Origin of the sequence: Streptomyces clavifer (assembly GCF_036345975.1) — a bacterium.
Classification (GTDB): Bacteria; Actinomycetota; Actinomycetes; order Streptomycetales; family Streptomycetaceae; genus Streptomyces; species Streptomyces clavifer.
Genome location: NZ_CP107793.1, coordinates 1802295 through 1824162, shown reverse-complemented (window position 1 = coordinate 1824162; position 21868 = coordinate 1802295). Strand labels below are relative to the sequence as shown.

Below are 21868 nucleotides of genomic sequence, written 5' to 3'. Positions count from 1 at the left end.
TCCCCGCATCCTGAGAAAGGCACCGACGATGAACCTGGCCCCTCGCGAGATCGACAAGCTGCTGGTGTACGTGGTGGCCGACCTGGCCCGCAAGCGCCAGGGCCGCGGGCTCAAGCTCAACTACAGCGAGTCCGTCGCGCTGATCACCGAGGCCATCCTGGAGGCGGCCCGGGACGGCATGAGCGTCGCCGACTGCATGGAACTGGGCCGGCAGATCGTCGGCGAGGACGACACCATGCCGGGCGTACGCGAAATGCTCGGGCTGCTGCAGGTCGAGGCGTCCTTCGTGGACGGCACCAAGCTGGTCTCCTGCCACGACCCCATCGGCGGATGAGCCCGTCGACCGGCCACGGCCCGGTGATCGCCGTATGCGGTCACGAGGCCGGGTACGGAGAGGCGCTGCGCGACCTGGGTCCCGGTGTCCTCGTCGTCCCCGGCGGGCGCGAGCTGATCCGCGCCCTCGGCCGTCTGCGGCGCTCGGGCGAGGAGGCGTGCGTCGTCCCGATGACCCTGGGCAGGGACCCCGGACTCGTCGCGGACACCGCCCGCACCCTTCGCGCGCTGCCCGTCGCCGAACGTCCCGGGACACTGCTCGCGGAACCGTTCGGCACCTCGCAGCACCTGATCGCCTGGCTGCGCGCCGCCGCGAACCGTACGCCCGAGACGTCCGCGCTGCTGGTCACCGCTCCCGTCGGCGACCCGTTCGACGACGCCGAGCTGTACCGGGTCGCGAGCCTGGTGCACCGGTACGGCAGCCATTCGGTGGTCGAGGTCGCGTTCACCGGGGGCGCCCCGGACCCCGCCGAGGGAATCCGGCGCTGTGCGCTGCTCGGTGCCTCCCGGGTGACGTTGCTGCCCGCCGCGTTCGGGCTGCCGGAGACACCCCGTGCGGCGGACGCGGACGTCACCGCGGCGGGTCCGCTGATCCCTCCCGCGGCGCTCGTCCGTGTGCTCGCCGAGCGGGTGTCCGACGCACGACGGCGGTGGAGCGAGCGACGCGACGACGGCATCGCGGCCGGACTCACCGCCGCCGACGACCACGGCCACTCCCACACGCATCCCCCCGGTGAGGGCCACGGCCACTTCCCCTCCCACACGCACCCGACGGGCGACGGCCCCTCCCACACGCACGCACCCGGCGAGGGCCACGACGACGACCACGCACACACGCATCAGCACCCGCATGTCCACGACGCGGGCCGAGCCATCAGGAGTAGCGCATGACATTCCGGCAGAAGTACCTGTACGGCGACGAACCGATCGAGATCAACGCGGGCCGCCGGACCATCGGGCTCACCGTCAGCAACACGGGCGACCGCGCCATCCAGATCGGGTCGCACTACCACTTCTTCGAAGTCAACTCGGCACTGTCCTTCGACCGCCCGAAGGCCCTGGGCATGCATCTCAACATCCCCGCCGGCACGTCCGTACGCGTCGAACCCGGCTCGACGCGCGAGGTCGAACTGTGCGCCTACGCCGGTACCGGACGGCTCGTCGGATTCAGCGGGCTGCTCAACGGCAGCCTCGCCTCGCACCCGGCCCGCGTCGAAGCCGTCCGCAAGGCGATCGAGCAGGGATTCCAGGGCGCGCAGGACGCCGGAACGGGCGAGACCGCGACGCACACGGCGGACGCCGACACGACCAAGAAGAGCAAGAACTCGAAGCAGAAGAAGAAGGGGTCGCGCTGATGCCCATCCTGCCGCGCAAGCAGTACACCGACATGTTCGGCCCGACGGTCGGCGACCGCTTCCACCTCGGCGACACCAATCTCGTCGTCGAGGTCGAGAAGGACTACAGCGAGGGTCAGTACGGTGACGAGGTCCTCTACGGCGGCGGCAAGACCATGCGCGACGGCATGGCCTCCGACCCCCAGGCCACCAGCGCCCAGGGCGCCCTCGACACCGTCATCACCAACGTCGTGGTCATCGATCCGGTCGTCGGCGTCGTGAAGTGCGACATCGGGATCAAGGACGGCTTCATCGTCGGCATCGGCAAGTCCGGCAACCCGCAGACCCAGGACAGGGTCCACCCGGGCCTGGTCATCGGGCCCGGCACCGAGGCGATCGCGGGCGAGCACCTCATCGCCACGGCGGGTGCCATCGACACCCACGTCCACCTGATCGCGCCCCAGCAGGCCGAGCAGGCCCTCACCAACGGCATCACCACACTCATCGGCGGAGGCACCGGACCGACCGACGGCTCCAACGGCACCACGTGCACGCCCGGCCCGTTCAACATCGCCCGGCTCCTCCAGGCGGCCGAGGGCATGCCGGTCAACGTCGGGATCATGGGCAAGGGCAACGGCAGCCTCCCCGAGGCGCTGAACGAGCAGGTCGTCGCCGGAGCCTGCGCCCTGAAGGTCCACGAGGACTGGGGTGCCACCCCCGCCGTGATCGACAACGCCCTCAACGTCGCCGACGCGTACGACGTCCAGGTCGCCATCCACACGGACAGCCTCAACGAGGGCGGATTCTTCGAGGACACCCGCTCGGCGATCGACGGGCGCACCATCCACACCTTCCACAGCGAGGGTGCGGGCGGCGGCCACGCCCCCGACATCATGCGTGTGGCGGGCGAGCCGAACGTCCTGCCGTCCTCGACCAACCCGACGCTGCCGTACACCAAGAACTCGGTGGACGAGCTGCTGGACATGGTCATGGTCTGCCACCACCTCAGCCACGACATCCCCGAGGACGTCTCCTTCGCGGACAGCCGCGTCCGTGCCGAGACCATCGCCGCCGAGACGGTGCTGCACGACCTCGGCGTGATCAGCATGTTCTCCTCCGACTCGCAGGCCATGGGACGCGTCGGTGAATCCGTCACCCGCGCCTTCCAGACCGCCCACCACTGCAAGGACAAGCTCGGCCCGCTGGACGGCGACTCCGAGCGCAACGACAACCAGCGGGTGCTGCGCTACCTCGCCAAGGTCACCATCAACCCGGCGATCGCCACCGGCATCTCGGACCACATCGGCTCGATCGAGAAGGGCAAGCTCGCCGACATCGTGCTCTGGCCCATCCACTCCTTCGGTGCCAAACCGAAGATGGTGATCAAGGGCGGCATCGTCTCCTGGGCGCAGATGGGTGACCCCAACGCCTCGCTGCCCACCCCGCAGCCGGTGATCTACCGCCCGATGTTCGGCCAGTACGACAAGGCCCGGCACGCCACCCACGTCACGTTCATGTCGCAGGCGGGCATCGCCGCCGGCGTACCCGCCGAGCTCGGCCTGGACCGGAGGGTCCTGCCGGTCCTGCGCACCCGGACCATCGGCAAGCACAACATGGTCCGCAACGACGCGCTGCCGGACATCAAGGTCGACCCGGAGACGTTCAAGGTCACCCTCAACGGCAAGGTCGCCACCATCGACCCGGCCGAGAAGCTCCCGCTCAACCACCTGTTCTTCCTGGTCTAGGCGGATGTACCAGGAAGAGGGCGACATCGTGGGCGGCGGTCCCGGTGCAGGGACGGGGACCGTCGCCGGGCCGGTCACCACGGCACCCGGGCTCGAACACCTGCTGGTCAGCCTCCAGCTGACCGACTCGGCCTTCCCGAGCGGCTTCTACACGCTGTCGCACAGCCTGGAGGGCTTCGCCCACGCCAAGGCCGTCGACTCCGGCGCCCTGCCCCACCTGCTGGAATCCCTCCTGCTGCACGGCGTCGGCCCGGCCGACGCCACCGCGCTCGCCCTCGCCCACCGGGCCTGCCGGGCCGGTGACCCGGAAGCCGTGGTCACCGTCGACGCACACCTCTTCGCCACCAAGCTGGGACGGGAGATGCGCCAGGCCGCCACCCGGACCGGACGCCAGCTCCTCGACCTCGCGAGCGAGGTCTTCGACCGGCCGGAGATCGACGACTACTTCGCACGGGTCGTACGCCGCGAGGCCCCCGGGACCCAGGCGGTCGCGGCGGGGGTCATCTACGCGGCCACCGGCGTACCCGTCCGCCAGGCCGTGGCCTCGGACCTCTTCGCCTTCTGCGCGAGCTTCGCGGGCGCCGCCCTCCGCCTGCGGCTGACCGACCACCGCAAGGCGCAGACCCTGCTCCACGGAGCCGCCCCCGTCATCGAGGCGGCCGTCGATGCGGCGCTGCGCCGGGAACTTCCCGACGTCGGTGCCACCGTCTTCGCCTCGGACATCATGTCGGGCCGTCACGAACGTGCCGAGGCACGCCTCTTCGCCAGCTGACCACAACCATCCCCCCACACACTCCAGCAAGGGATCACCATGGACGACAACGTACTGCGGGTCGGCATCGGCGGACCGGTCGGATCCGGCAAGACCGCGCTCATCGAGGCGCTGGTGCCGCTGCTGATCAGGAGCGGCCACCGCCCCTCGGTCATCACCAACGACATCTACACGCAGGAGGACGCCCAGCACATCCGGCGCACCCTGGAGGGAATCCTCGAACCGGAACGCGTCGTCGGCGTCGAGACCGGAGCCTGCCCGCACACCGCCGTGCGCGACGACCCCACGATGAACCTCGCGGCCGGCGCCGAGATGCTGGAGCGCTTCCCCGACACGGACACGCTCTTCTACGAGTCCGGCGGCGACAACCTCACGCTCACCTTCAGCCCCGCCCTCGTCGACATCTTCCTCTTCGTCCTGGACACCGCCGAGGGCGAGAAGATGCCCCGCAAACGAGGGCCGGGCATCACCGACTCGGACCTGCTCGTCATCAACAAGATCGATATCGCCAAGTACGTGCGCACCGACATCGGCATCATGGAGTCCGACGCCCACCGGGTCCGCGAGAACCGCCCGGTCGTGCTGACGGACTGCCTGACCGGAGTTGGCGTCGACGACGTCCTCGGCTTCATCGAGTCGCGCCGCAAGGTGCTGATCTGACGTGCCGCCCACCCCGCTCCGGACCAGGTCCGACCGTCTCGACCCCGGGTACTACAACGCCGTCCGCCTCCCTCCCGAGGTGGCGGCCCTGGCATCCGAACCGGACACGCTCGCCCCCGGCTCCCCGGCCAAGGTGGGCATCCTCGACCTGGCCTTCGCCGTACGGGGTGGGCGCACCGAACTCGTGGAGCGCTACCAGAAGGCCCCCCTGCAGATCATGCGGCCGCTGTGGACCGACCCCGCCATGCCGGACATGGCTTACGTCTGCCTGATGGCGACCGGCGGCGGCGTCGCCCAGGCGGACCGGTACCGGATGGACTTCCGCTGCGGCCCCGGCAGCGAGGTCCACCTCACCACCCAGGCCGCCACCAAGGTCTTCCGGATGGAGCACGACTACGCGAGCCAGCGCGTCCACATCACGGCGGACGAGGGCTCCTACGTCGAGTACCTGCCGGACCCCGTCATCCCTTTCAAGGACGCGCGGTTCTACCAGCGCACCGAGGTCACGGTCGCGCCCGGCGCCACCGTCCTCCTCGGGGACACCGTCACGGCCGGGCGGCTCGCCCGTGGGGAACGCCACGACTACCGGGTCGTCGCGGCGGATCTGCGCATCGCCCGGCCCGACGGTGCCCTCCTCGCCCTCGACACCCTGCGACTGGAGACAGGCGCGGCGACGCCGGGCAGCCGGGTCACGGGGCCCGGGGTGTTCGCCGGCCACGACCACGTCTCCTCGCTCTTCGTCGTCAGCGACCGGGCCCCGGCCGCCGAGATCGCCGACACCCTGCACACGGCACTGGCCGGGTACGGAGTCCTGTACGGGGTGAGCGTGCTGCCGCACGACTGCGGCGCCTGGCTGCGGCTCCTGGACGACAGCCCCGTCCGGGTCGCCGCCGCGCACACCGCCGCCTGGCACGCCGCGCACCGGCTCCTCACCGGCCGGCCGGCGCCCGCCACCCGTAAGCCGTAGCGCCTCTCCCCGACCTACCGGGACGACGTCCCGACGACACCCGCGAGGTACCGCCGATGAACACCGCACCCGCGCCGATGCCACCCGCGTACGACTCCGGAGACACCGCCTGGCTGCTCGCCTCCACCGCCATGGTGCTGCTGATGACGCCGGGACTGGCGTTCTTCTACGGCGGCATGGTGCGCACCCGGCACGTCCTGGTGATGATCAAGATGAGCTTCGCCGCGCTCGCCTTCGGCACGCTCGTCTGGTGGGTGATCGGCTACACGCTGGCGTTCGGCCCCGATGTCGGAGGCGCGGGACTCATCGGCGACCTCGACCACGTGTTCATGAACGACATCGGGCTGACCACGCTGACCGGCCACATCCCGACCTACGTCTACAGCACGTTCCAGATGGGCTTCGCGATCATCACCGTCGCGCTGATCAGCGGATCGATCGCCGACCGCGCCACGATGAAGGGCTGGCTCGTCTTCGTCGTCCTGTGGCTGCTGATCGTCTACGTCCCGCTCGCGCACTGGGTGTTCGACCAGGACGGCTGGATCGTCAAGCACCTCGGCGCGCTCGACTTCGCCGGCGGTCTGCCCGTGGAGCTCAACTCCGGAGTCGCCGGCCTGGCCGTGGCACTCGTCCTGCGGGCACCGCGGGACTTCGCCCGCCGGGAGGAACGGCCCAACAACATCCCGCTCGTCGTGATCGGCGTCGGACTCCTCTGGTTCGGCTGGTTCGGCTTCAACTCCGGTTCCGCACTGAGCGACCAGGGCACCGCAGCCGCCGCGTTCATCAACACGCAACTGGGCGCCGCGGGCGCCATGGTCACCTGGCCGCTGGTCGAGAAATGGCGCACCGGCAAGGTGACGACCATGGGCGTCGTCTCGTCCGCCGTCGCGGGCATGGTCGCCATCACCCCCGCCTGCGGTGAGATCGACACCCTGGGTGCCGTCATCACCGGGCTCGTCGTCGGCGCGGTCTGCGCCTTCGCGATCACGCTCAAGTACCGCTTCAACGTGGACGACACCCTCGACGTCGTCGGTGTGCACGGAGTCGGCGGGTTCGTCGGACTGATCATGGTCGGCCTGTTCGCCACCGCGCGGATCAGCGGCCAGAAGGGCCTCTTCGAGGGCGGCGGCTGGGCCCTGCTCGGCAAGCAGCTCGTCGCGATCGTGTCCGTCATCGCGTTCTCCTTCATCCTGACCTGGCTCATCGCGAAGGCCGTCGACCTGACCGTCGGATTCCGTGCCGAGGACGCGTACGACAACGTCCCCGGCGAGGAGGAGGAGCGGGCCTACGACTTCCGCACCGCCGAGCAGCTCGACGCACTCGTGTCCGGCACCACCGCACCCGGCACGGCCAGGAAGAACGACGCCGAGCTAGTCCGGGAGATCACCGAGCTGCTGCGTGACAGAGGTTCGCGGCTCTGACCGCCCGCAGACCCGGAGCGCGCGGCTCCGGCCGGTGGCGGGCGATGATGGACGCGTGCGATTCGAACCGATCACCTGGGAACGCCTGTCCGAAACCCTCGCCGAGCACGCCGACGGGCTGCATCCGGCAGACGGCGGGCCCTGGCTCAGGATCGGTGTCGACGGAGCCCCGGCCGCCCTCCCCGGCGATCGGGCCGAACACGTCGCCGGAGCGCTGCGGGCCCGCGGACGCACGGTCCTGACCGTGTCCACCGGCGGATTCCTGCGCCCGGCGAGTCTGCGCTACGAGTACGGCAAGCAGGACCCGGACGCGTACGCAGAAGGCTGGTTCGACACCGGTGCGCTGTGGCGCGAGGTGTTCCGGCCGCTCGAGCCCGGCGGCAGCGGCCGGGTGCTGCCCGACCTCTGGGACCCGGTGACGGACCGGGCGACCCGCAGCCCGTACCGGGTGCTGCCCGAGGGCGGGGTGCTGATCCTGCACGGCCCGCTGCTCCTCGGGCACTGGTTCCCGTTCGACCTCCGCGTCCATCTGAGCCTGTCGGCGGGTGCGCTGCGACGGCGCACGGAGGAGGCCGAACAGTGGACGCTGCCCGCCTTCGCACGGTACGAGGACGAGGTGGCGCCCGCGGAGAGCGCGGACGTGGTCGTCCGGACCGACGACCCCCACCGGCCCGCCTGGACGGGCATCGGGGCGTAGCCGCGGGCCCGCCGTCCCGCCCGGACGGGAGCGTGTCGCGGCCCCCGCCCGGACCCGGCACCCGCCGCTACGAGGGGCACGGTCCGGGGCGGCCGCCGACGGTCGCGACCGCCTCGGCCCCGGCCCGGCAGCCGGCCACGGCAGCCGCGGCGTCGTCCGCCCCCGCCAGGAGCGCCGCGAGGAACGCACCCGTGAAGGCGTCCCCCGCGCCCGTCGAGTCGACGGGGTCCCGGACGGCAGGGGCGGGCACGCGCGCGGTCACCGCGCCTCCCGCCGCCAGCAGGGCTCCCCTGTCCCCGAGGGTGACCACGACCCGGCCGGCGTGGTGGCTCAGCTTCGCCGCCGCGTCGGCGGTGTCCGGCAGACCGGTCAGCTCGCGGGCCTCGTCCGCGTTCGGCAGCAGCAGGTCCACGCCCTGGACCAGGTCCAGGAAGGCCCCGGCGCCCAGCACGGCGAGGAATCCCGCCGACGCCGGGTCGACGCTCACCGGGACGCCCCGGCGCCCGGCCTCCCGCAGTGCGAGGAGCGCCGTCGCCCGGCTCGTCGCCGCGAAGAGGAGGTAGCCGGAGAGATGCAGCCGGGCGACGCCGTCGAGCAGCGCCGGCGACCAGTCGCCGGGGGAGAGGCGCAGGACCGCACCGCTGTCGGTGAGGAAGGTGCGCTCGGCCGAGGAGTCGACCAGGGCGACCACGGTGCCGGTGGGCGTCCGCTCGTCCACGGCCAGCAGCGGGCGTACCCCCGCCCGTTCCAGCGCACCCCGGTGCCAGGCTGCGGAGTCGGCCCCGGCCCGGGCCAGCAGCCGCACGTCCCGCACCCCCGAACGCACCGCCCAGCAGGCCACGTTGGCCCCGGCCCCGCCCGGCAGCGTACTGATCCGCGCGGCCGTGTCCGTGCCGTGGACCAGGGCCGAGCCGTGCCGTACGACCACGTCGGTCACCACGTCGCCGACGATGAGCAACGCGCCCCCGGTCACCGTGCCGCCGCCGCCGCGATCAGCGCGGCGAGCCGCACGTTTCCCCGTACGGCGGCCAGGTTGGCCTCCAGGGACGCGCCGTCGGTCTCCCGCATCAGGAACTCCAGCAGGAACGGTGTGACGGCCTGTCCCACGATCCCGCGCTCCCGGCAGGCGTCCAGGGCCCGGGCGAGCACCCGGTCGTGCACCGCGGGGTCCAACTGCTCCTTCTCGGGCACGGGGTTGGCGACGATCAGCGCCGCGGCGGGGCCGCCGAGCTCCTCCCGGGCCCGCATCACGTCCGCCACCTCCTGCGGCGTACGGACCGTCCAGTCGACCGGCTCGCCCGAGCTGCTCAGATAGAAGCCGGGGAAGTGCCCGGTGCCGTAGCCGAGGACGCCGACGCCGAGCGTCTCGAGGCGCTGGAGGGTGGCCGGCACGTCCAGGATCGACTTCACGCCCGCGCAGACCACCGTGATGCCGGTCCGGGCGAGCAGCCGGAGATCCGCGGACTCGTCCTGGGTCTCGGTCCACTCCCGGTGTACGCCGCCGAGCCCTCCGGTCGCGAACACGCGCAGCCCGGCCAGTGCCGCCAGGAACGCGGTCGCGGAGACGGTCGTCGCCCCGCTCGCGCCCGTGGCCAGGGCGGGCGCCAGGTCGCGATGGCCCAGCTTCCGCATCGCCGGATCCTCCGCCACCCGCACCAACTGGTCGGGCAGCAGGCCCACATGGGCCCGGCCGTCCAGAAGGGCGACGGTGGCCGGCACGGCACCGGCCTCGCGCACGAGCTCCTCCAGCTCCTGGGCGACCTGGTGGTTGCGTGGACGGGGCAGACCGTGCGCGATGATCGTCGACTCCAGGGCGACGACGGGGCGCCCTGCGGCGAGGGCCTCCCGCACCTCGGCGGAGAGGACGGGGGTGTGGCGGCCGGGTTCCTGCGACGTGGATGCCGATGGGTTCCGATGCATGCCCCATCCCTGTCGCAGGCGCGGCGCCCGCAAACCCGCACGGGTCCCCGTCGGCCCCTCAGGTCTTCCCGGCCGGCTGCGGAGGCGGGCCGAGGGCCCGCCGCAGGGCGAGCGCGGCCATCGGCAGCAACAGGCAGGCGGCGGCCGTGTTCAGCCAGCCGTAACCCAGCCGGGAGACGATCAGTCCGGCGACCGCGCCGCCGATGCCCGCCGCCGTGTTCATCGTGAGGTCCGAGAGGCCCTGCACCGCGGCGCGGGCGGCCTGCGGCACGGAGTCGGTGAGGAGCGCCGAACCGGCGACCAGCCCAGCCGACCAGCCGAGTCCCAGGACGAACAGGCCCGCCGCGGTCCTGCCGTGGCCCGCGCCCGAGGTGCCGGCCAGCACCGTGGCGCAGCACAGCAGCCCGGCGGCCAGCCCGATGACGGACAGCCGCCCCACCCGGTCGGAGAGCCAGCCCATGACGGGGGAGAACGCGTACATGCCCGCGATGTGACCGCTGATGACCAGCCCGATCAGCTGGATGTCCGCGCCGTGGTGTCCGAGGTGGACCGGGGTCATCACCATGACCGAGACCATGGCGGTGTGGGACACGGCGACGGTCACCAGCGCCAGCCGCGCCATCGGGGTGGCACGCACCGCCGCGACGCCCGCGCGCAGGGAGCGCTTCGTGGCGGTGCCGGTGTCCTGCGGAGCGAGCGCCCGCGCGGTGAGCAGCGGATCGGGGCGCAGCAGCACGGCGACCACGAGACCGGTGAGCAGGAAGATGACGGCGGCCCAGGCGAACGGCCCGGCGGTCTCGGGTACGGACGTGCCCCGGAAGACCCGGCCGGCGGGAGCGGCGATGTTCGGGCCGAGCACCGAACCGATCGTGGTCGCCCAGATGACGGTGGAGATCGCCCGGCCGCGCCGGTCCGGCTCGGCCAGGTCGGCTGCGGCGAACCTGGCCTGGAGATTGGCCGACGAGCCGGCGCCGAACCCGGCCATGCCGAGGAGCAGCAGCGGGAAGCTGCCCACCACCGCGGCGGTCACCACCAGCGCCGCGCCCACCGAACCGATCAGATAGGCGAGGACGAGCCCGGGTCGCCGGCCCCGCGAGGTCATCAGGGCGGCCAGCGGCAGTGACAGCAGAGCCGTACCCGTCACGGAGGCGGTCGGGGCGAGCCCGGACAGCGCCTCCGAGCCGCTCACCTCCGCCGCCAGGACGGGGGCGAGGGCGATCCCGATGGCCACGCCGAGGCCGCCGAGTATCTGGCTGCCGATGAGGACGGCGGATGTCCGGCGTCGCAGGGCCGGAAGGTCGGCGGCTGTGATCCTGGAGGGGGGAAGGGCGGTCGTCACCGCCGCAGTGTGCCAGCTCGCAACCGGATGCGACATCGGGTATCAGGCCCTTGCGCAGCGGACCTGCCGGGACGGGGCGCGGTGGGCGGAGCGGCTCCCGGACCGGCGCGCACGCCTCTAGAAGAGTGGCTGCGGGAGTATCCCCTCGAGGGCGAGCAGCCGCCGCTTCGTCTCCAGCCCGCCGCCGAAACCGCCGAGCCCTCCGCCGCTCTCCACCACCCGGTGGCACGGCACCACCACCGGCAGCGGGTTGGAACCCATGGCGGCCCCCACGGCCTGTGCGGCCCCGGGCTGCCCGACCCGGCCCGCGAGGTCGCCGTATCCGACGACCGTGCCGTACGGCACCCCGGACGCGAGCTCCCGGAGCACCTCGCGGTTGAACCCGGAGGCCAGCGACCAGTCCAGGTCCAGCGAGAACGTCCGCAGCCCGCCCGCGAAGTACGCGGCGAGCTGGCGCTCGGCTTCGGCGAGACGGGCGGAGCCGGGTGCCTCCACGGGGTCCGCGCCCAGTCGTGTCCGCAGTCGCCCGAGCACCGTCTCCCGGACCGCGGGGCGCGCGTGGAAGGCGATGTTCACCAGCCCCGTGCCCGTCGCCGCGAGCAGCAGTGGCCCGATGTCGCTGGGCACGACGGACCACTGCACGTCCCGCTCGTCACTGTCCATGCGACCACCGTACGGGCGGCCACCGACAGCCCGGCTCTCAGCGGGTGGCGTCCCGGACGACGTCGGGGGTGTCCGTGATGACGCCGTCGACACCGAAGCCCGCCACCTCGGCGGCCTTCGCCGCGTCGTTGACCGTCCAGGTGTTCACCCGGAGCGGTCTGCCGTGGGCGCCCTTCAGCTTCTGCACCGCGGCGACGTAGCCGGCGTCGATCGTCGTGTACGACGGATTGATCTGGTCGGTGAACGCCGCGTACGACGGCAGGTCGGCGGGTGAGGGGGTGCCCAGGAAGCCCGTCACCACGTCGGGACGCCGCGCGTGGACAGTCTTCACACTCTCTGCACCGAAGCTCTGGACGACCAGCCGGTGCGTGACGTGGGCGCGGTCGAGCCAGCCCTCCGCACGCAGTACGCGCAGGGTCTCCCGCTCGATCCCCGGGTACGTCTCCGGGCTCTTGATCTCCAGGAGCAGATTCTGGCGGTTGCGCTCGACGCGGCGCAGATACTGCGTGAGCGTCGGCACCCCGGCTCCCGTGAACCGCTCCCCGAACCAGCTGCCCGCGTCCAGCTCCGCGATCTCCGCCGCGGTGAAGTCCTTGACCGCCCAGGGCGCGCGGCCGGGGTAGACCTCCTCCGCGTCGGTGGTCCGCCTCAGGCTGGTGTCGTGCACCACGACCGGCACACCGTCCCTGGTGAGCTGCACGTCGTTCTCCACCCAGGCGATGCCCAGGCGGGCCGCCGCGTCCACGGCGGCCAGCGTGTTCTCCGGGGCGTAGGCGGAGGCCCCCCGATGGGCGAGGACGACCGGGCCGGGCTCGTGGCCCTCCGCCTGCGCCCGCGTGGCGGGCAGCAGGACGCAGCCGGCCAGCAGGGCGGCGACCGCGGTGGAGGTGGTTGCTGTGCGTGCGGACACGTGTACTCCTCGCGTCGGGGTGGGGACAGGAAGAGGCTCCCAGCCGATGCCCAACGGGCGGCGGGCCGGTGATGACCATGATGTGAACGCATTGTTCGGTACCGGAGCACCGGCCGCCACGCGGGCGGATAAAATGCCGTTCTTATGTTTGCTTGCCGGGCCTTGCCCCATAGGGTCACCCCCGAACCCGGGCCTCCGCGAAGGGCGTACCAGCATGCAGGGCACAGTTGACGGATTCAGTTACGGCCTCGTGACCCCGGTCGCGGCATTCCTCATGGCGTGCCTCGGCGCGGCACTCGGCCTGCGCTGCACCACGCGGTCCCTGCGTACGCGGCGTACCGCCAGGGCGGGCTGGCTCGCCCTCGGGGCGACCTCCATAGGGTCGGGCATCTGGACGATGCACTTCATCGCGATGGTGGGCTTCAGCGTCGAGCAGACGACGGTGAGCTACGACAGGCCGCTCACCTTCGCCAGCCTCGCCGTGGCCGTCCTCATGGTCGGGATCGGAATCTTCCTCGTCGGCTACCGGGGCGCGACCCGTATGGCGCTGGTCACCGGCGGGACGATCACCGGTCTCGGCGTCGCCTCCATGCACTACCTGGGCATGGCCGGAATGCGTTTCGAGGGGGAGTTCGAGTACGACACGATCACGGTCTCGCTCTCCGTCGTCATCGCCGTGGTGGCCGCGACCGTGGCACTGTGGGCGGCCGTCTCCGTCCACGGCTTCCTGCCCAGCCTCGGCGCGAGCGTGGTCATGGGCGTCGCGGTGAGCGGCATGCACTACACCGGCATGGCCGCGCTCCGGGTGCACCTGCACCCCGCCGCCGCGCCCGGAGCGGTGGGTGACGCACCCACCTCGCTGCTCCTCCCGATGATGATCGGCCCGGGCTGCTTCCTGCTCCTCGCCGGGGTGATCGTGCTGTTCGACCCCCTGGCGGTCACGGACGACGGCCCCGGCCACCGCCCCGGACACGGCCCCGGACACGGCCCCCGCGCCCAGACCGCGCCCATCCCCGTCCAGCGCCGCCGCACGGCCTCCCGGACCTCCGCCGGCGGGGAGTACCGGCAGCCCCGGAACCGCTGACACGGCGCTGTTGTCAGTGGCGCGCCGTACGGTGGTTGCATGCGGCCCGTTTCGAAGATCGAACGTTCGATGGCGCCTTTCGAGGTCATCAGTCCCTACCAGCCCAGCGGTGACCAGCCCGCGGCCATCGCCGAGCTGGAGCGGCGAGTCCGCGGCGGGGAGAAGGACATCGTGCTGCTCGGCGCGACCGGCACCGGGAAGTCGGCGACCACGGCCTGGATGATCGAGAAGCTGCAGCGCCCCACCCTGGTGATGGCGCCGAACAAGACGCTGGCCGCCCAGCTGGCCAACGAGTTCCGCGAGCTCCTCCCGAACAACGCCGTCGAGTACTTCGTCTCGTACTACGACTACTACCAGCCCGAGGCGTACGTCCCGCAGTCGGACACCTACATCGAGAAGGACTCCTCGATCAACGAGGAGGTGGAACGGCTGAGGCACTCCGCCACGAATTCGCTGCTCACCCGGCGCGACGTCGTCGTGGTCGCCTCCGTCTCCTGCATCTACGGCCTGGGCACCCCGCAGGAGTACGTGGACCGGATGGTCCAGCTCAAAATCGGCGACGAGATCGACCGCGACCAGCTGCTGCGCCGCTTCGTCGAGATGCAGTACACCCGCAACGACCTGGCGTTCACCCGCGGCACCTTCCGGGTGCGCGGCGACACCATCGAGATCTTCCCGGTCTACGAGGAGCTCGCCGTCCGCATCGAGATGTTCGGTGACGAGATCGAGGCCCTCTCCACGCTCCACCCGCTGACCGGCGAGATCATCAGCGAGGACAGGTCGCTCCACGTCTTCCCCGCCAGCCACTACGTCGCGGGTCCCGAGCGCATGGAGCGGGCGGTCGGCCGCATCGAGAGGGAGCTGGAGCAGCGCCTCTCCGAGCTGGAGAAGCAGGGCAAGATGCTGGAGGCCCAGCGGCTGCGCATGCGCACGACGTACGACATCGAGATGCTCCGCCAGATCGGCACCTGCTCCGGCGTCGAGAACTACTCGATGCACTTCGACGACCGCGACCCCGGGACAGCCCCCCACACCCTCCTCGACTACTTCCCCGAGGACTTCCTCCTCGTCCTGGACGAGTCGCACGTCACGGTGCCGCAGATCGGCGCGATGTACGAGGGCGACGCCTCCCGCAAGCGGACCCTCGTCGACCACGGCTTCAGGCTGCCGTCCGCCCTGGACAACCGCCCGCTGAAGTGGGAGGAGTTCCTGGGAAGGATCGACCAGACCGTCTACCTCTCCGCGACCCCCGGGAAGTACGAGCTCTCCCGGGGCGACGGCTTCGTCGAGCAGATCATCCGCCCCACCGGGCTCGTCGACCCGGAGGTCGTCGTCAAGCCCACCGAGGGCCAGATCGACGACCTGGTGCACGAGATCCGCAAGCGGACCGAGAGGGACGAGCGGGTCCTGGTCACCACCCTCACCAAGAAGATGTCCGAGGACCTCACCGACTACTTCCTGGAGCTCGGCATCCAGGTCCGCTACCTGCACAGCGACGTCGACACCCTGCGCCGCATCGAGCTGCTGCGCGAGCTGCGCTCCGGCGAGTACGACGTCCTGGTCGGCATCAACCTGCTGCGTGAGGGCCTCGACCTGCCCGAGGTGTCGCTCGTGGCCATCCTCGACGCCGACAAGCAGGGCTTCCTGCGGTCGGGCACCTCACTGATCCAGACCATCGGACGCGCCGCCCGGAACGTCTCGGGGCAGGTCCACATGTACGCGGACAAGATCACGCCGGCGATGGCGCAGGCGATCGACGAGACCAATCGCCGTCGGGAGAAGCAGATCGCCTACAACACCGAACGCGGGATCGACCCGCAGCCGCTCCGCAAGAAGATCAACGACATCGTCGCGACCATCGCCCGCGAGGAGGTCGACACCGAGCAGCTCCTCGGCTCCGGCTACCGCCAGGGCAAGGGTGCCAAGGCCCCGGTCCCCGCGCTCGGCGGGAAGACCGCACCCGGTGGCAGGACCAAGAAGGACAGCGAGGCCGTCACCGACCGGCCCGCCACGGAGCTCGCCGGGATCATCGAGGAGATGACGGACCGCATGCGGGCCGCCGCCGCCGATCTGCAGTTCGAGGTGGCCGCCCGGCTGCGCGACGAGGTGGGGGAGCTGAAGAAGGAACTGCGACAGATGAGGGAGGCGGGCCTGGCCTGACCCCCGCGCACCGGGTGTGTTGCAAGAACGACACAAAAACGACCCGGCCCTCCATCCGCCCTCACGGGACTGCGTAGGGTTCGGGGAAACCGCACACGGACGGTTGCGGGGCAAAAATGCGGAGAGGGGACAGCGCGTGACGGTCAATATGACCAAGGGTCAGGCCATCAGCCTGCAGAAGAGCGACGGGGGGACCCTGACCTCGGTACGGATGGGGCTCGGCTGGCAGGCGGCTCCGCGGCGCGGACTGTTCGGCTCGCGCACGCGGGAGATCGACCTGGACGCCTCGGCGGTGCTCTTCGCCGACAAGCAGCCCGTGGACGTCGTGTTCTTCCGCCACCTCGTCAGCGACGACGGCTCGGTCAAGCACACCGGTGACAACCTGGTCGGCGGCGCCGGCTCGGGCGGCGACGACGAGGCGATCCTGGTCGACCTGCAGCGCGTCCCGGTCCACATCGACCAGATCGTCTTCACGGTGAACTCCTTCACCGGGCAGACGTTCCAGGAGGTCCAGAACGCCTTCTGCCGCATCGTCGACGAGACCAACGGCCAGGAGCTCGCCCGCTACACGCTCGACGGCGGCGGACAGTACACGGCGCAGATCATGGCGAAGGTGCACCGCGCGGGCAGTGGCTGGCAGATGACCGCCCTCGGCAACCCGGCCAACGGCCGGACCTTCCAGGACCTGATGCCGTCGATCCTGCCGCACCTCTAGGGCCCTCAGGCCGGCCCCGCGTGCCCGGCACGCGGTTCCGGCGTGACCCGGACGAGGACTCCGGGGCAGGCCGGGGCACGGCCGGACCCTGGTTCACATCCGCACGAGCAGCTCCCGGAGGCACCCGCCGCCGGGAGCTGCGCCCATGGCAGGGCACCACACCGAACGTCGAGGGGACAGGGCAATGACGGCCGAGCTGGTCCGGGGGCAGAACCACACCTTGCCCCAGACCCGTCTGGAGATCAGGGTCTCGGCGGCATCCCCCGTCGTGGCCGGGGCCACCCTCGGGGACGAGCGGGGCACGGTCCACGGCGCGGAATGGGTCGCCCACCCCGGATCACCTCAGCTTCCCGGGCTGGAGGTCTCCCGGCAGGCCGCGGCCGACCACAGGCTCGCTGTGGACCTCGACGCCCTGTCCGACGCGGTGCACCGCGTCACCGTGTTCCTGGCCCTCCCGCCGGGGAGCGGCCGGCCCGTCAGCTTCGGCGCGGTCGCGGCGCCGTTCGTCGCCGTCACCGGGCTCGACGGCACCGAGATCGCGACCTTCACCCTCACCGGCCTGGACGCCGAGTCAGCCGTCACGGCCCTGGAGCTCTACCGCCGCCAGGGCGTCTGGAAGGTGCGCGCGGTCGGCCAGGGGTACGCCGCCGGACTCGCCGAGATGCTCGCGGACCAGGGTGTGACAGCCGCCGCCGAGCTGGCCGCGTCGATACAGGGGGCCGTGGCCTCCGGGCTCGCCCGTTCCGTGGCACCCCCGCCCCGCACGCCGGACGGCGAACGCGTTCGCCACCCCGCCCGGCCCGCGCCGTCGGCGGGCAGCGGGACGCCGGACGCAGGCCCCGTGACCGGCGACCGGCACCCCGCCCCCGCCCCGGGCTCCGAGCCGCTCGCAGAGCCGTCCCCGGCACCGGCCGCGGACACCACGGAGGGCGGCCCCATCAACTACGCGCACCCGCGCCGCCAGACGTCCGCCCCGCCCCCGCCCCCTCCGGCTGCGCCGCCCACCGCTCCGGGACAGCCCGCGCAGCCCGTCGCTGGTGACGCGACCGGCTGGTCCATGGACGAGCGCCTCTACAACCAGATCTGGGGCATGTTCGAGGACCTCGCCCGTGCCGTCGCCGCCTACCGCAGCGCCGTCGACTTCGCCGAGTCCCGGATGGACCAGGAGCTCGAGCGGACCCTCTCCGACCCGCGCAGCCGGATAGGCGGCACGGGCGACCGGGCCCGGGAGGAAGCCAGGGCCAGGCGGGACGAACTCACCACCCGGGCCCGGGAGGCCCTCGACCGCGACCTGGCACAGCTCGCCGCCGAGTCCGCCGTGGTGGAGCCCGCCCTCCCCGCCGCGTACGCGGGCTGGGACAACCCCGTCTGGCACGGCTACCGCGTGCCGATGGAGATTCCCATGGCGCTGCGCATCGGCGACCTCCATCTTCCTGAGCGTGCCGACCTGCGCATCCCGCTGCTGGTGCGGCTTCCCCTGGAGCGCGGGATCTGGATCGACAGCGGCCGTACGGCCTCCGACGCCGCCGCCTCGACGGACGGCGACCAGTTGCGCGCGGCGGCCGTGGAGACCGCGGTGGCCATGGCCGCCCGGCTGCTCGCCGTCTACCCGGCGGACGAGTTCTCGGTCCACGTCATCGATCCCGCCGGCTCCGCCGCCGGCGGGCTCGCCCCGCTGGTCGGTTCCGGGGTGCTCGCCGGGCCGCCCGCCGCCGGAGCCGGGGGAGTGGCCTCGGTCCTCGCCCACCTCACCCGGCGCGTCGACCTCGTGCAGATGGCGGTCAGGGCCGGTGCGGCCGACTCGCTCCCCCCGGACCTGGACACCGGGGAGCAGCTGCTGATCGTCAACGACTTCCCGCACGGCTTCGACGACCGGGCCGTCACCCAGTTGCGCTACCTCGCCGACGAGGGCCCCGCCGTGGGTGTCCACCTGCTGATGATCGCCGACCGTGAGGACGCCCGTGCCTATGGCCCGGTGCTCGACCCGCTGTGGCGGTCCCTGCTGCGGATCACCCCCGTGGCCGACGACCACCTCGCGGACCCGTGGGTGGGCCACGCCTGGACGTACGAGCCGCTGAGGGCGCCGCAGGGGAGCCGCGTCCTGCAGCAGGTCCTCGCCCTGGTCGCCGCGGCGCGCCGCGCGGGCTACCGCTGAGAAAAGCCTCCGATGAGGCTGTGACCTGGGGTTTTGGCCTTCCTTTGCCTGCGACTTTACCTACTCTTGGTGTTTCCTGTACTGTTCTTTGTGCGGAGGGGAGTACTCCCGATCGCGGCGTTCCCGTCAGTACGGACTGTGACCGGTCCCGGGGCGCCGGCCCGGCGCGCATCCCGCGCGCTCTGGGTGGAAGAGACCTCCGGCAGCGACGACGCTGATCTATAGCCGTAGCGAACTGCCGGAGGCGCAGTGGACGTTTCATGGACTCTTTGGACGCTGACCATCTTTGGTCTCGTCGCCCTCATCTCCGTCGACTTCTTCATCGGGCGCAAGCCCCATGACGTGTCGACCAAGGAAGCCGGGATCTGGACCATCGTCTGGATCACGCTGGCCGTGCTCTTCGGGCTCGGACTGCTGGTCTTCGGCGAGAGCCAGGCCTCGGGCGAATTCTTCGCCGGCTTCATCACCGAGAAGTCACTCAGCGTGGACAACCTTTTTGTCTTCGTCCTGATCATGGCGAAGTTCTCGGTGCCCTCCCACCTCCAGCAGCGGGTGCTGCTGATCGGTGTACTGATCGCCCTGGTGCTGCGAGCGATCTTCATCGCCGCGGGTGCCGCGGTCATCGCCAACTTCTCGTGGGTCTTCTACATCTTCGGCGCGTTCCTGATCTACACCGCCTGGAAGCTCATCCAGGAGGCGCGGGCAGGCGAGGAGGAGGACGAGTTCGAGGAGAACCGTCTCCTGAAGTCGATCGAGCACCGCTTCGGTGTCGCCGACAGGTACCACGGGACGAAGCTCTTCATCCGGAACAACGGCAAGCGCGTCCTGACCCCGCTCATGGTGGTCATGCTCGCCATCGGCACCACCGATGTGCTGTTCGCGCTGGACTCCATCCCCGCGATCTTCGGCCTGACCCAGGACCCGTACATCGTCTTCACCGCCAACGCGTTCGCCCTGATGGGCCTGCGGCAGCTGTACTTCCTCATCGGCGGTCTGCTGAAGAAGCTGGTCCACCTCAGCTACGGCCTCTCGGTGATCCTCGGATTCATCGGTGTGAAGCTGGTGCTCCACGCACTGCACGAGTCCGGCGTGCACGTGCCCGAGATCTCCATCCCGTTCTCGCTCTCCGTCATCTGCGGCGTCCTGGTGATCACCACGATCACCAGCCTGATCGCCAACAAGAAGCAGGAGGCGGCCGCGGCCGCCGAGCCGGCGAAGGCGGCCGACGACGACAACGAGAACGTCGGCGCGGAGAAGTAGCCGGCAGTGGCCCGAGGGCGACAGCCCGGAGGTAGAGCGCACGGACGGCGGCGGCCGGGACCTGGAGGGTCCCGGCCGCCGCCGTCCTTCGTGCTGCCGGAAGGTATCCGGTCCTGCTCCCGGAGGTATCCGGGTGAGGGTCTCGCCGCCGGTGACGGGAGACCCGGAGCGCGGCTCCGCACCCGGTGCCCGGCCGGTGCCTCCGCCCGACGCGACCGGGCTCCGGCGTCTACCAGCCCCTCGCCCGCCACTCCGCGAGGTGCGGGCGCTCGTCACCGAGGGTGGTGTCGTTCCCGTGGCCCGGGTAGACCCATGTCTCGTCCGGGAGCGTCCCGAAGATCTTCTCCTCGAGGCCGTCCATCAGCGACGTGAAATCCGTGGGACCCAGGGTCCGCCCGGGGCCTCCGGGGAAGAGGCAGTCCCCGGTGAACAGGTGCGGTGCCCCGTGCGGGTCGTCGTAGACCAGCGCGATGGACCCCGGGGTGTGCCCGGTCAGATGGCGGGCGGTCAGGCGGACCCGGCCCACCCGGACCGTGTCGCCGTCCTCGACGCGTACGTCCGTCGGGACCGGGATGCCCTCCGCGTCGTACGCCCCGGCGTAGGTGCGCGCGCCGGTCGCGGCCACCACCTCGCCGAGCGCCTGCCAGTGGTCGCCGTGCCGGTGCGTGGTGACGACGGACACGATGCCGTCCGCCCCGATCAGCCGCAGCAGGATCCCGGCCTCGTCGGCCGCGTCGATCAGGAGCTGCTCACCGGTGGCCCGGCACCGCAGCAGATAGGCGTTGTTGCTCATCGGGCCGACAGCGACCTTGGAGATCATCAGGTCCGTCAGCTCGTGCACATCCGCGGGTCCGCCGACCTTCACCGTTCCGCTGTACGTCATGCGCCTCAGCCTATAGCGGGGGCAGTTCGGGCAGGGGGCCGCCTTCCGCCGTCAGTCCGGAGCCGTCACGGCGTCCGCAGAGCCAGCCGAGGATGTCCCGCGCCGTGCCCCGGACGACGACCGATCCGCCATCGGCGCCGCCGCCCGTGGTCCAGAGCCGGCCGTCCCCGGTCACCGCCGTCGTGGGCACCACGCCGGGGTGCCCGGCGAACCGCTCGGCCAGGAAGTCGTTCTCCCGGATCACGAACTCCTCGGGGAGGTCCTCCAGCTCGTAGCCCACCCCCAGATCGACGTGGTGCAGCTCGACCTCGGCCCAGCGGCGGAACGGGAGCTGGGAGGCCGAGTCCGTGACGCCGTTGCGCAGCGTGACGGTGCGGGACCAGTCGGCGGGCACGGTGGCCGCCGCCAGGAAGGCTGCCGCGCTGCTGCGCAGGTCGGCGAGCTGCTCGGCGAGCGGCCGGGGGGCGTCGCGCGCTATGTCGGCGTCCCGGGTTTCGCTGCTCGCGTACATCGGGCGTCCTCGGAGAACATTTTCGAGGGCGTCGGCGTTACGTGACAGGTGGGCGAGAACATGGCCGCGGCTCCAGCCCGGCAGACGCGACGGCTCGGCGAGCGAGGCGTCGTCCAGTTCGCCCGTCGCTCGGAGCAGTCGACCGGTCGCTTCACGTACGGCTTCCAGGTCGTGCGCATGATCAATCATGAGCCGAGCGTAGCCCTGTCCACTCGATCGGGTGAAGCCCTTGGCAGCCGACCATAAATCGAATGCGCGTGCTATACGCTCGGAGTTGAAAGCTTCGTACATCGCTGTGGCACCGCCCATACCCTGGGTCAGGGGCTCAGTTCCCCCACT

Annotated in this window: 21 protein-coding genes; 14 read left to right on the top strand and 7 right to left on the bottom strand. The window is 71.5% G+C overall.

All coding sequences use genetic code 11. The features are described from left to right. Positions 1-28 precede the first annotated feature (28 nt). The 9 genes from OG927_RS07780 to OG927_RS07740 are packed head-to-tail and all read left to right on the top strand — an operon-like array spanning position 29 to position 7929. Positions 29-334 (top strand): urease subunit gamma, encoded by a 306-nt coding sequence (locus OG927_RS07780; protein WP_056783767.1) that lies wholly within the window; start codon positions 29-31, stop codon positions 332-334. Further along, positions 331-1224, top strand: a complete 894-nt coding sequence (locus tag OG927_RS07775; protein ID WP_330319887.1) for a cobalamin biosynthesis protein CbiX — start codon at positions 331-333, stop codon at positions 1222-1224. Before OG927_RS07780 ends, OG927_RS07775 begins: the two co-directional genes overlap by 4 nt. Then, positions 1221-1688, top strand: coding sequence for an urease subunit beta (locus OG927_RS07770; RefSeq protein ID WP_056783759.1), 468 nt, complete (start codon positions 1221-1223; stop codon positions 1686-1688). The genes OG927_RS07775 and OG927_RS07770 overlap by 4 nt, the downstream gene beginning before the upstream one ends. Then, positions 1688-3412, top strand: coding sequence for an urease subunit alpha (ureC, locus tag OG927_RS07765; protein ID WP_056783755.1), 1725 nt, complete (start codon positions 1688-1690; stop codon positions 3410-3412). Before OG927_RS07770 ends, ureC begins: the two co-directional genes overlap by 1 nt. Positions 3413-3416: 4 nt before the next feature. Next, the gene (locus tag OG927_RS07760) at positions 3417-4184 is read left to right on the top strand and encodes an urease accessory protein UreF (protein WP_124282662.1); all 768 of its coding nucleotides are present in this window, start codon (positions 3417-3419) and stop codon (positions 4182-4184) included. A gap of 39 nt (positions 4185-4223) precedes the next feature. Then, the gene (gene ureG, locus OG927_RS07755) at positions 4224-4844 is read left to right on the top strand and encodes an urease accessory protein UreG (protein WP_056783747.1); all 621 of its coding nucleotides are present in this window, start codon (positions 4224-4226) and stop codon (positions 4842-4844) included. A 1-nt stretch (position 4845) separates the two neighbouring features. Further along, a complete protein-coding gene (locus OG927_RS07750) occupies positions 4846-5811 on the top strand; it encodes an urease accessory protein UreD (RefSeq protein ID WP_056783744.1) in 966 nt (321 codons plus the stop codon). A gap of 56 nt (positions 5812-5867) precedes the next feature. Continuing rightward, positions 5868-7232: an ammonium transporter gene (locus OG927_RS07745; protein ID WP_056783739.1), complete on the top strand. Its 1365-nt coding sequence runs from the start codon at positions 5868-5870 to the stop codon at positions 7230-7232. A gap of 55 nt (positions 7233-7287) precedes the next feature. Continuing rightward, a complete protein-coding gene (locus tag OG927_RS07740; RefSeq protein WP_056783736.1) occupies positions 7288-7929 on the top strand; it encodes a nucleoside/nucleotide kinase family protein in 642 nt (213 codons plus the stop codon). A gap of 67 nt (positions 7930-7996) precedes the next feature. On the opposite strand, the gene OG927_RS07735 is transcribed toward OG927_RS07740, so the two are convergent. The 5 genes from OG927_RS07735 to OG927_RS07715 all read right to left on the bottom strand — a co-directional run bounded on the left by OG927_RS07735 (position 7997) and on the right by OG927_RS07715 (position 12761). After that, entirely contained in the window at positions 7997-8902 is a 906-nt protein-coding gene (locus tag OG927_RS07735; RefSeq protein WP_330319886.1) for a carbohydrate kinase family protein, read from the bottom strand. After that, positions 8899-9849 carry a pseudouridine-5'-phosphate glycosidase gene (locus tag OG927_RS07730; protein ID WP_330319885.1) on the bottom strand — a complete coding sequence of 317 codons (951 nt, stop codon included), beginning with the start codon at positions 9847-9849 and terminating at the stop codon, positions 8899-8901. Before OG927_RS07730 ends, OG927_RS07735 begins: the two co-directional genes overlap by 4 nt. Positions 9850-9907: 58 nt before the next feature. Next, positions 9908-11224, bottom strand: a complete 1317-nt coding sequence (locus OG927_RS07725; protein ID WP_330319884.1) for an MFS transporter — start codon at positions 11222-11224, stop codon at positions 9908-9910. 81 nt (positions 11225-11305) lie between these two features. Further along, a complete protein-coding gene (locus OG927_RS07720; RefSeq protein ID WP_330319883.1) occupies positions 11306-11851 on the bottom strand; it encodes a methylated-DNA--[protein]-cysteine S-methyltransferase in 546 nt (181 codons plus the stop codon). Positions 11852-11888: 37 nt separating this feature from the next. Further along, positions 11889-12761, bottom strand: a complete 873-nt coding sequence (locus OG927_RS07715; RefSeq protein ID WP_330319882.1) for a glycerophosphodiester phosphodiesterase — start codon at positions 12759-12761, stop codon at positions 11889-11891. 214 nt (positions 12762-12975) lie between these two features. On the opposite strand from OG927_RS07715, the gene OG927_RS07710 reads away from it, so the two are divergent. From OG927_RS07710 to OG927_RS07690, 5 genes are all read left to right on the top strand, one after another. Further along, entirely contained in the window at positions 12976-13845 is an 870-nt protein-coding gene (locus tag OG927_RS07710) for an MHYT domain-containing protein (RefSeq protein ID WP_056783710.1), read from the top strand. 39 nt (positions 13846-13884) lie between these two features. After that, positions 13885-16005: an excinuclease ABC subunit UvrB gene (gene uvrB, locus OG927_RS07705; protein ID WP_056783706.1), complete on the top strand. Its 2121-nt coding sequence runs from the start codon at positions 13885-13887 to the stop codon at positions 16003-16005. A 136-nt stretch (positions 16006-16141) separates the two neighbouring features. Further along, positions 16142-16720 carry a TerD family protein gene (locus tag OG927_RS07700; RefSeq protein WP_056783702.1) on the top strand — a complete coding sequence of 193 codons (579 nt, stop codon included), beginning with the start codon at positions 16142-16144 and terminating at the stop codon, positions 16718-16720. A 184-nt stretch (positions 16721-16904) separates the two neighbouring features. Continuing rightward, positions 16905-18875, top strand: coding sequence for a TerD family protein (locus OG927_RS07695; RefSeq protein WP_330319881.1), 1971 nt, complete (start codon positions 16905-16907; stop codon positions 18873-18875). Between the two features lie 249 nt (positions 18876-19124). Next, positions 19125-20135 carry a TerC family protein gene (locus tag OG927_RS07690; protein WP_056783693.1) on the top strand — a complete coding sequence of 337 codons (1011 nt, stop codon included), beginning with the start codon at positions 19125-19127 and terminating at the stop codon, positions 20133-20135. A gap of 229 nt (positions 20136-20364) precedes the next feature. Here the strand turns inward: OG927_RS07690 and OG927_RS07685 are convergent, their stop codons facing one another. Beyond that, positions 20365-21018 (bottom strand): MBL fold metallo-hydrolase, encoded by a 654-nt coding sequence (locus OG927_RS07685; RefSeq protein WP_056783687.1) that lies wholly within the window; start codon positions 21016-21018, stop codon positions 20365-20367. Positions 21019-21028: 10 nt separating this feature from the next. Continuing rightward, positions 21029-21718: a maleylpyruvate isomerase family mycothiol-dependent enzyme gene (locus tag OG927_RS07680; RefSeq protein ID WP_124282670.1), complete on the bottom strand. Its 690-nt coding sequence runs from the start codon at positions 21716-21718 to the stop codon at positions 21029-21031. Positions 21719-21868 lie beyond the last annotated feature (150 nt).

What these genes read in the sequence shown, in the direction of transcription:
- OG927_RS07725 (WP_330319884.1), bottom strand. Translation starts at nt 11,224, where the DNA reads ATGTCGCATCCGGTTGCGAGCTGGCACACTGCGGCGGTGACGACCGCC.
- OG927_RS07775 (WP_330319887.1), top strand. Translation starts at nt 331, where the DNA reads ATGAGCCCGTCGACCGGCCACGGCCCGGTGATCGCCGTATGCGGTCAC.
- OG927_RS07710 (WP_056783710.1), top strand. Translation starts at nt 12,976, where the DNA reads ATGCAGGGCACAGTTGACGGATTCAGTTACGGCCTCGTGACCCCGGTC.
- OG927_RS07680 (WP_124282670.1), bottom strand. Translation starts at nt 21,718, where the DNA reads ATGATTGATCATGCGCACGACCTGGAAGCCGTACGTGAAGCGACCGGT.
- OG927_RS07770 (WP_056783759.1), top strand. Translation starts at nt 1,221, where the DNA reads ATGACATTCCGGCAGAAGTACCTGTACGGCGACGAACCGATCGAGATC.
- ureC (WP_056783755.1), top strand. Translation starts at nt 1,688, where the DNA reads ATGCCCATCCTGCCGCGCAAGCAGTACACCGACATGTTCGGCCCGACG.
- OG927_RS07760 (WP_124282662.1), top strand. Translation starts at nt 3,417, where the DNA reads ATGTACCAGGAAGAGGGCGACATCGTGGGCGGCGGTCCCGGTGCAGGG.
- OG927_RS07720 (WP_330319883.1), bottom strand. Translation starts at nt 11,851, where the DNA reads ATGGACAGTGACGAGCGGGACGTGCAGTGGTCCGTCGTGCCCAGCGAC.
- OG927_RS07745 (WP_056783739.1), top strand. Translation starts at nt 5,868, where the DNA reads ATGAACACCGCACCCGCGCCGATGCCACCCGCGTACGACTCCGGAGAC.
- OG927_RS07685 (WP_056783687.1), bottom strand. Translation starts at nt 21,018, where the DNA reads ATGACGTACAGCGGAACGGTGAAGGTCGGCGGACCCGCGGATGTGCAC.
- OG927_RS07780 (WP_056783767.1), top strand. Translation starts at nt 29, where the DNA reads ATGAACCTGGCCCCTCGCGAGATCGACAAGCTGCTGGTGTACGTGGTG.
- OG927_RS07730 (WP_330319885.1), bottom strand. Translation starts at nt 9,849, where the DNA reads ATGCATCGGAACCCATCGGCATCCACGTCGCAGGAACCCGGCCGCCAC.
- ureG (WP_056783747.1), top strand. Translation starts at nt 4,224, where the DNA reads ATGGACGACAACGTACTGCGGGTCGGCATCGGCGGACCGGTCGGATCC.
- uvrB (WP_056783706.1), top strand. Translation starts at nt 13,885, where the DNA reads ATGCGGCCCGTTTCGAAGATCGAACGTTCGATGGCGCCTTTCGAGGTC.
- OG927_RS07695 (WP_330319881.1), top strand. Translation starts at nt 16,905, where the DNA reads ATGACGGCCGAGCTGGTCCGGGGGCAGAACCACACCTTGCCCCAGACC.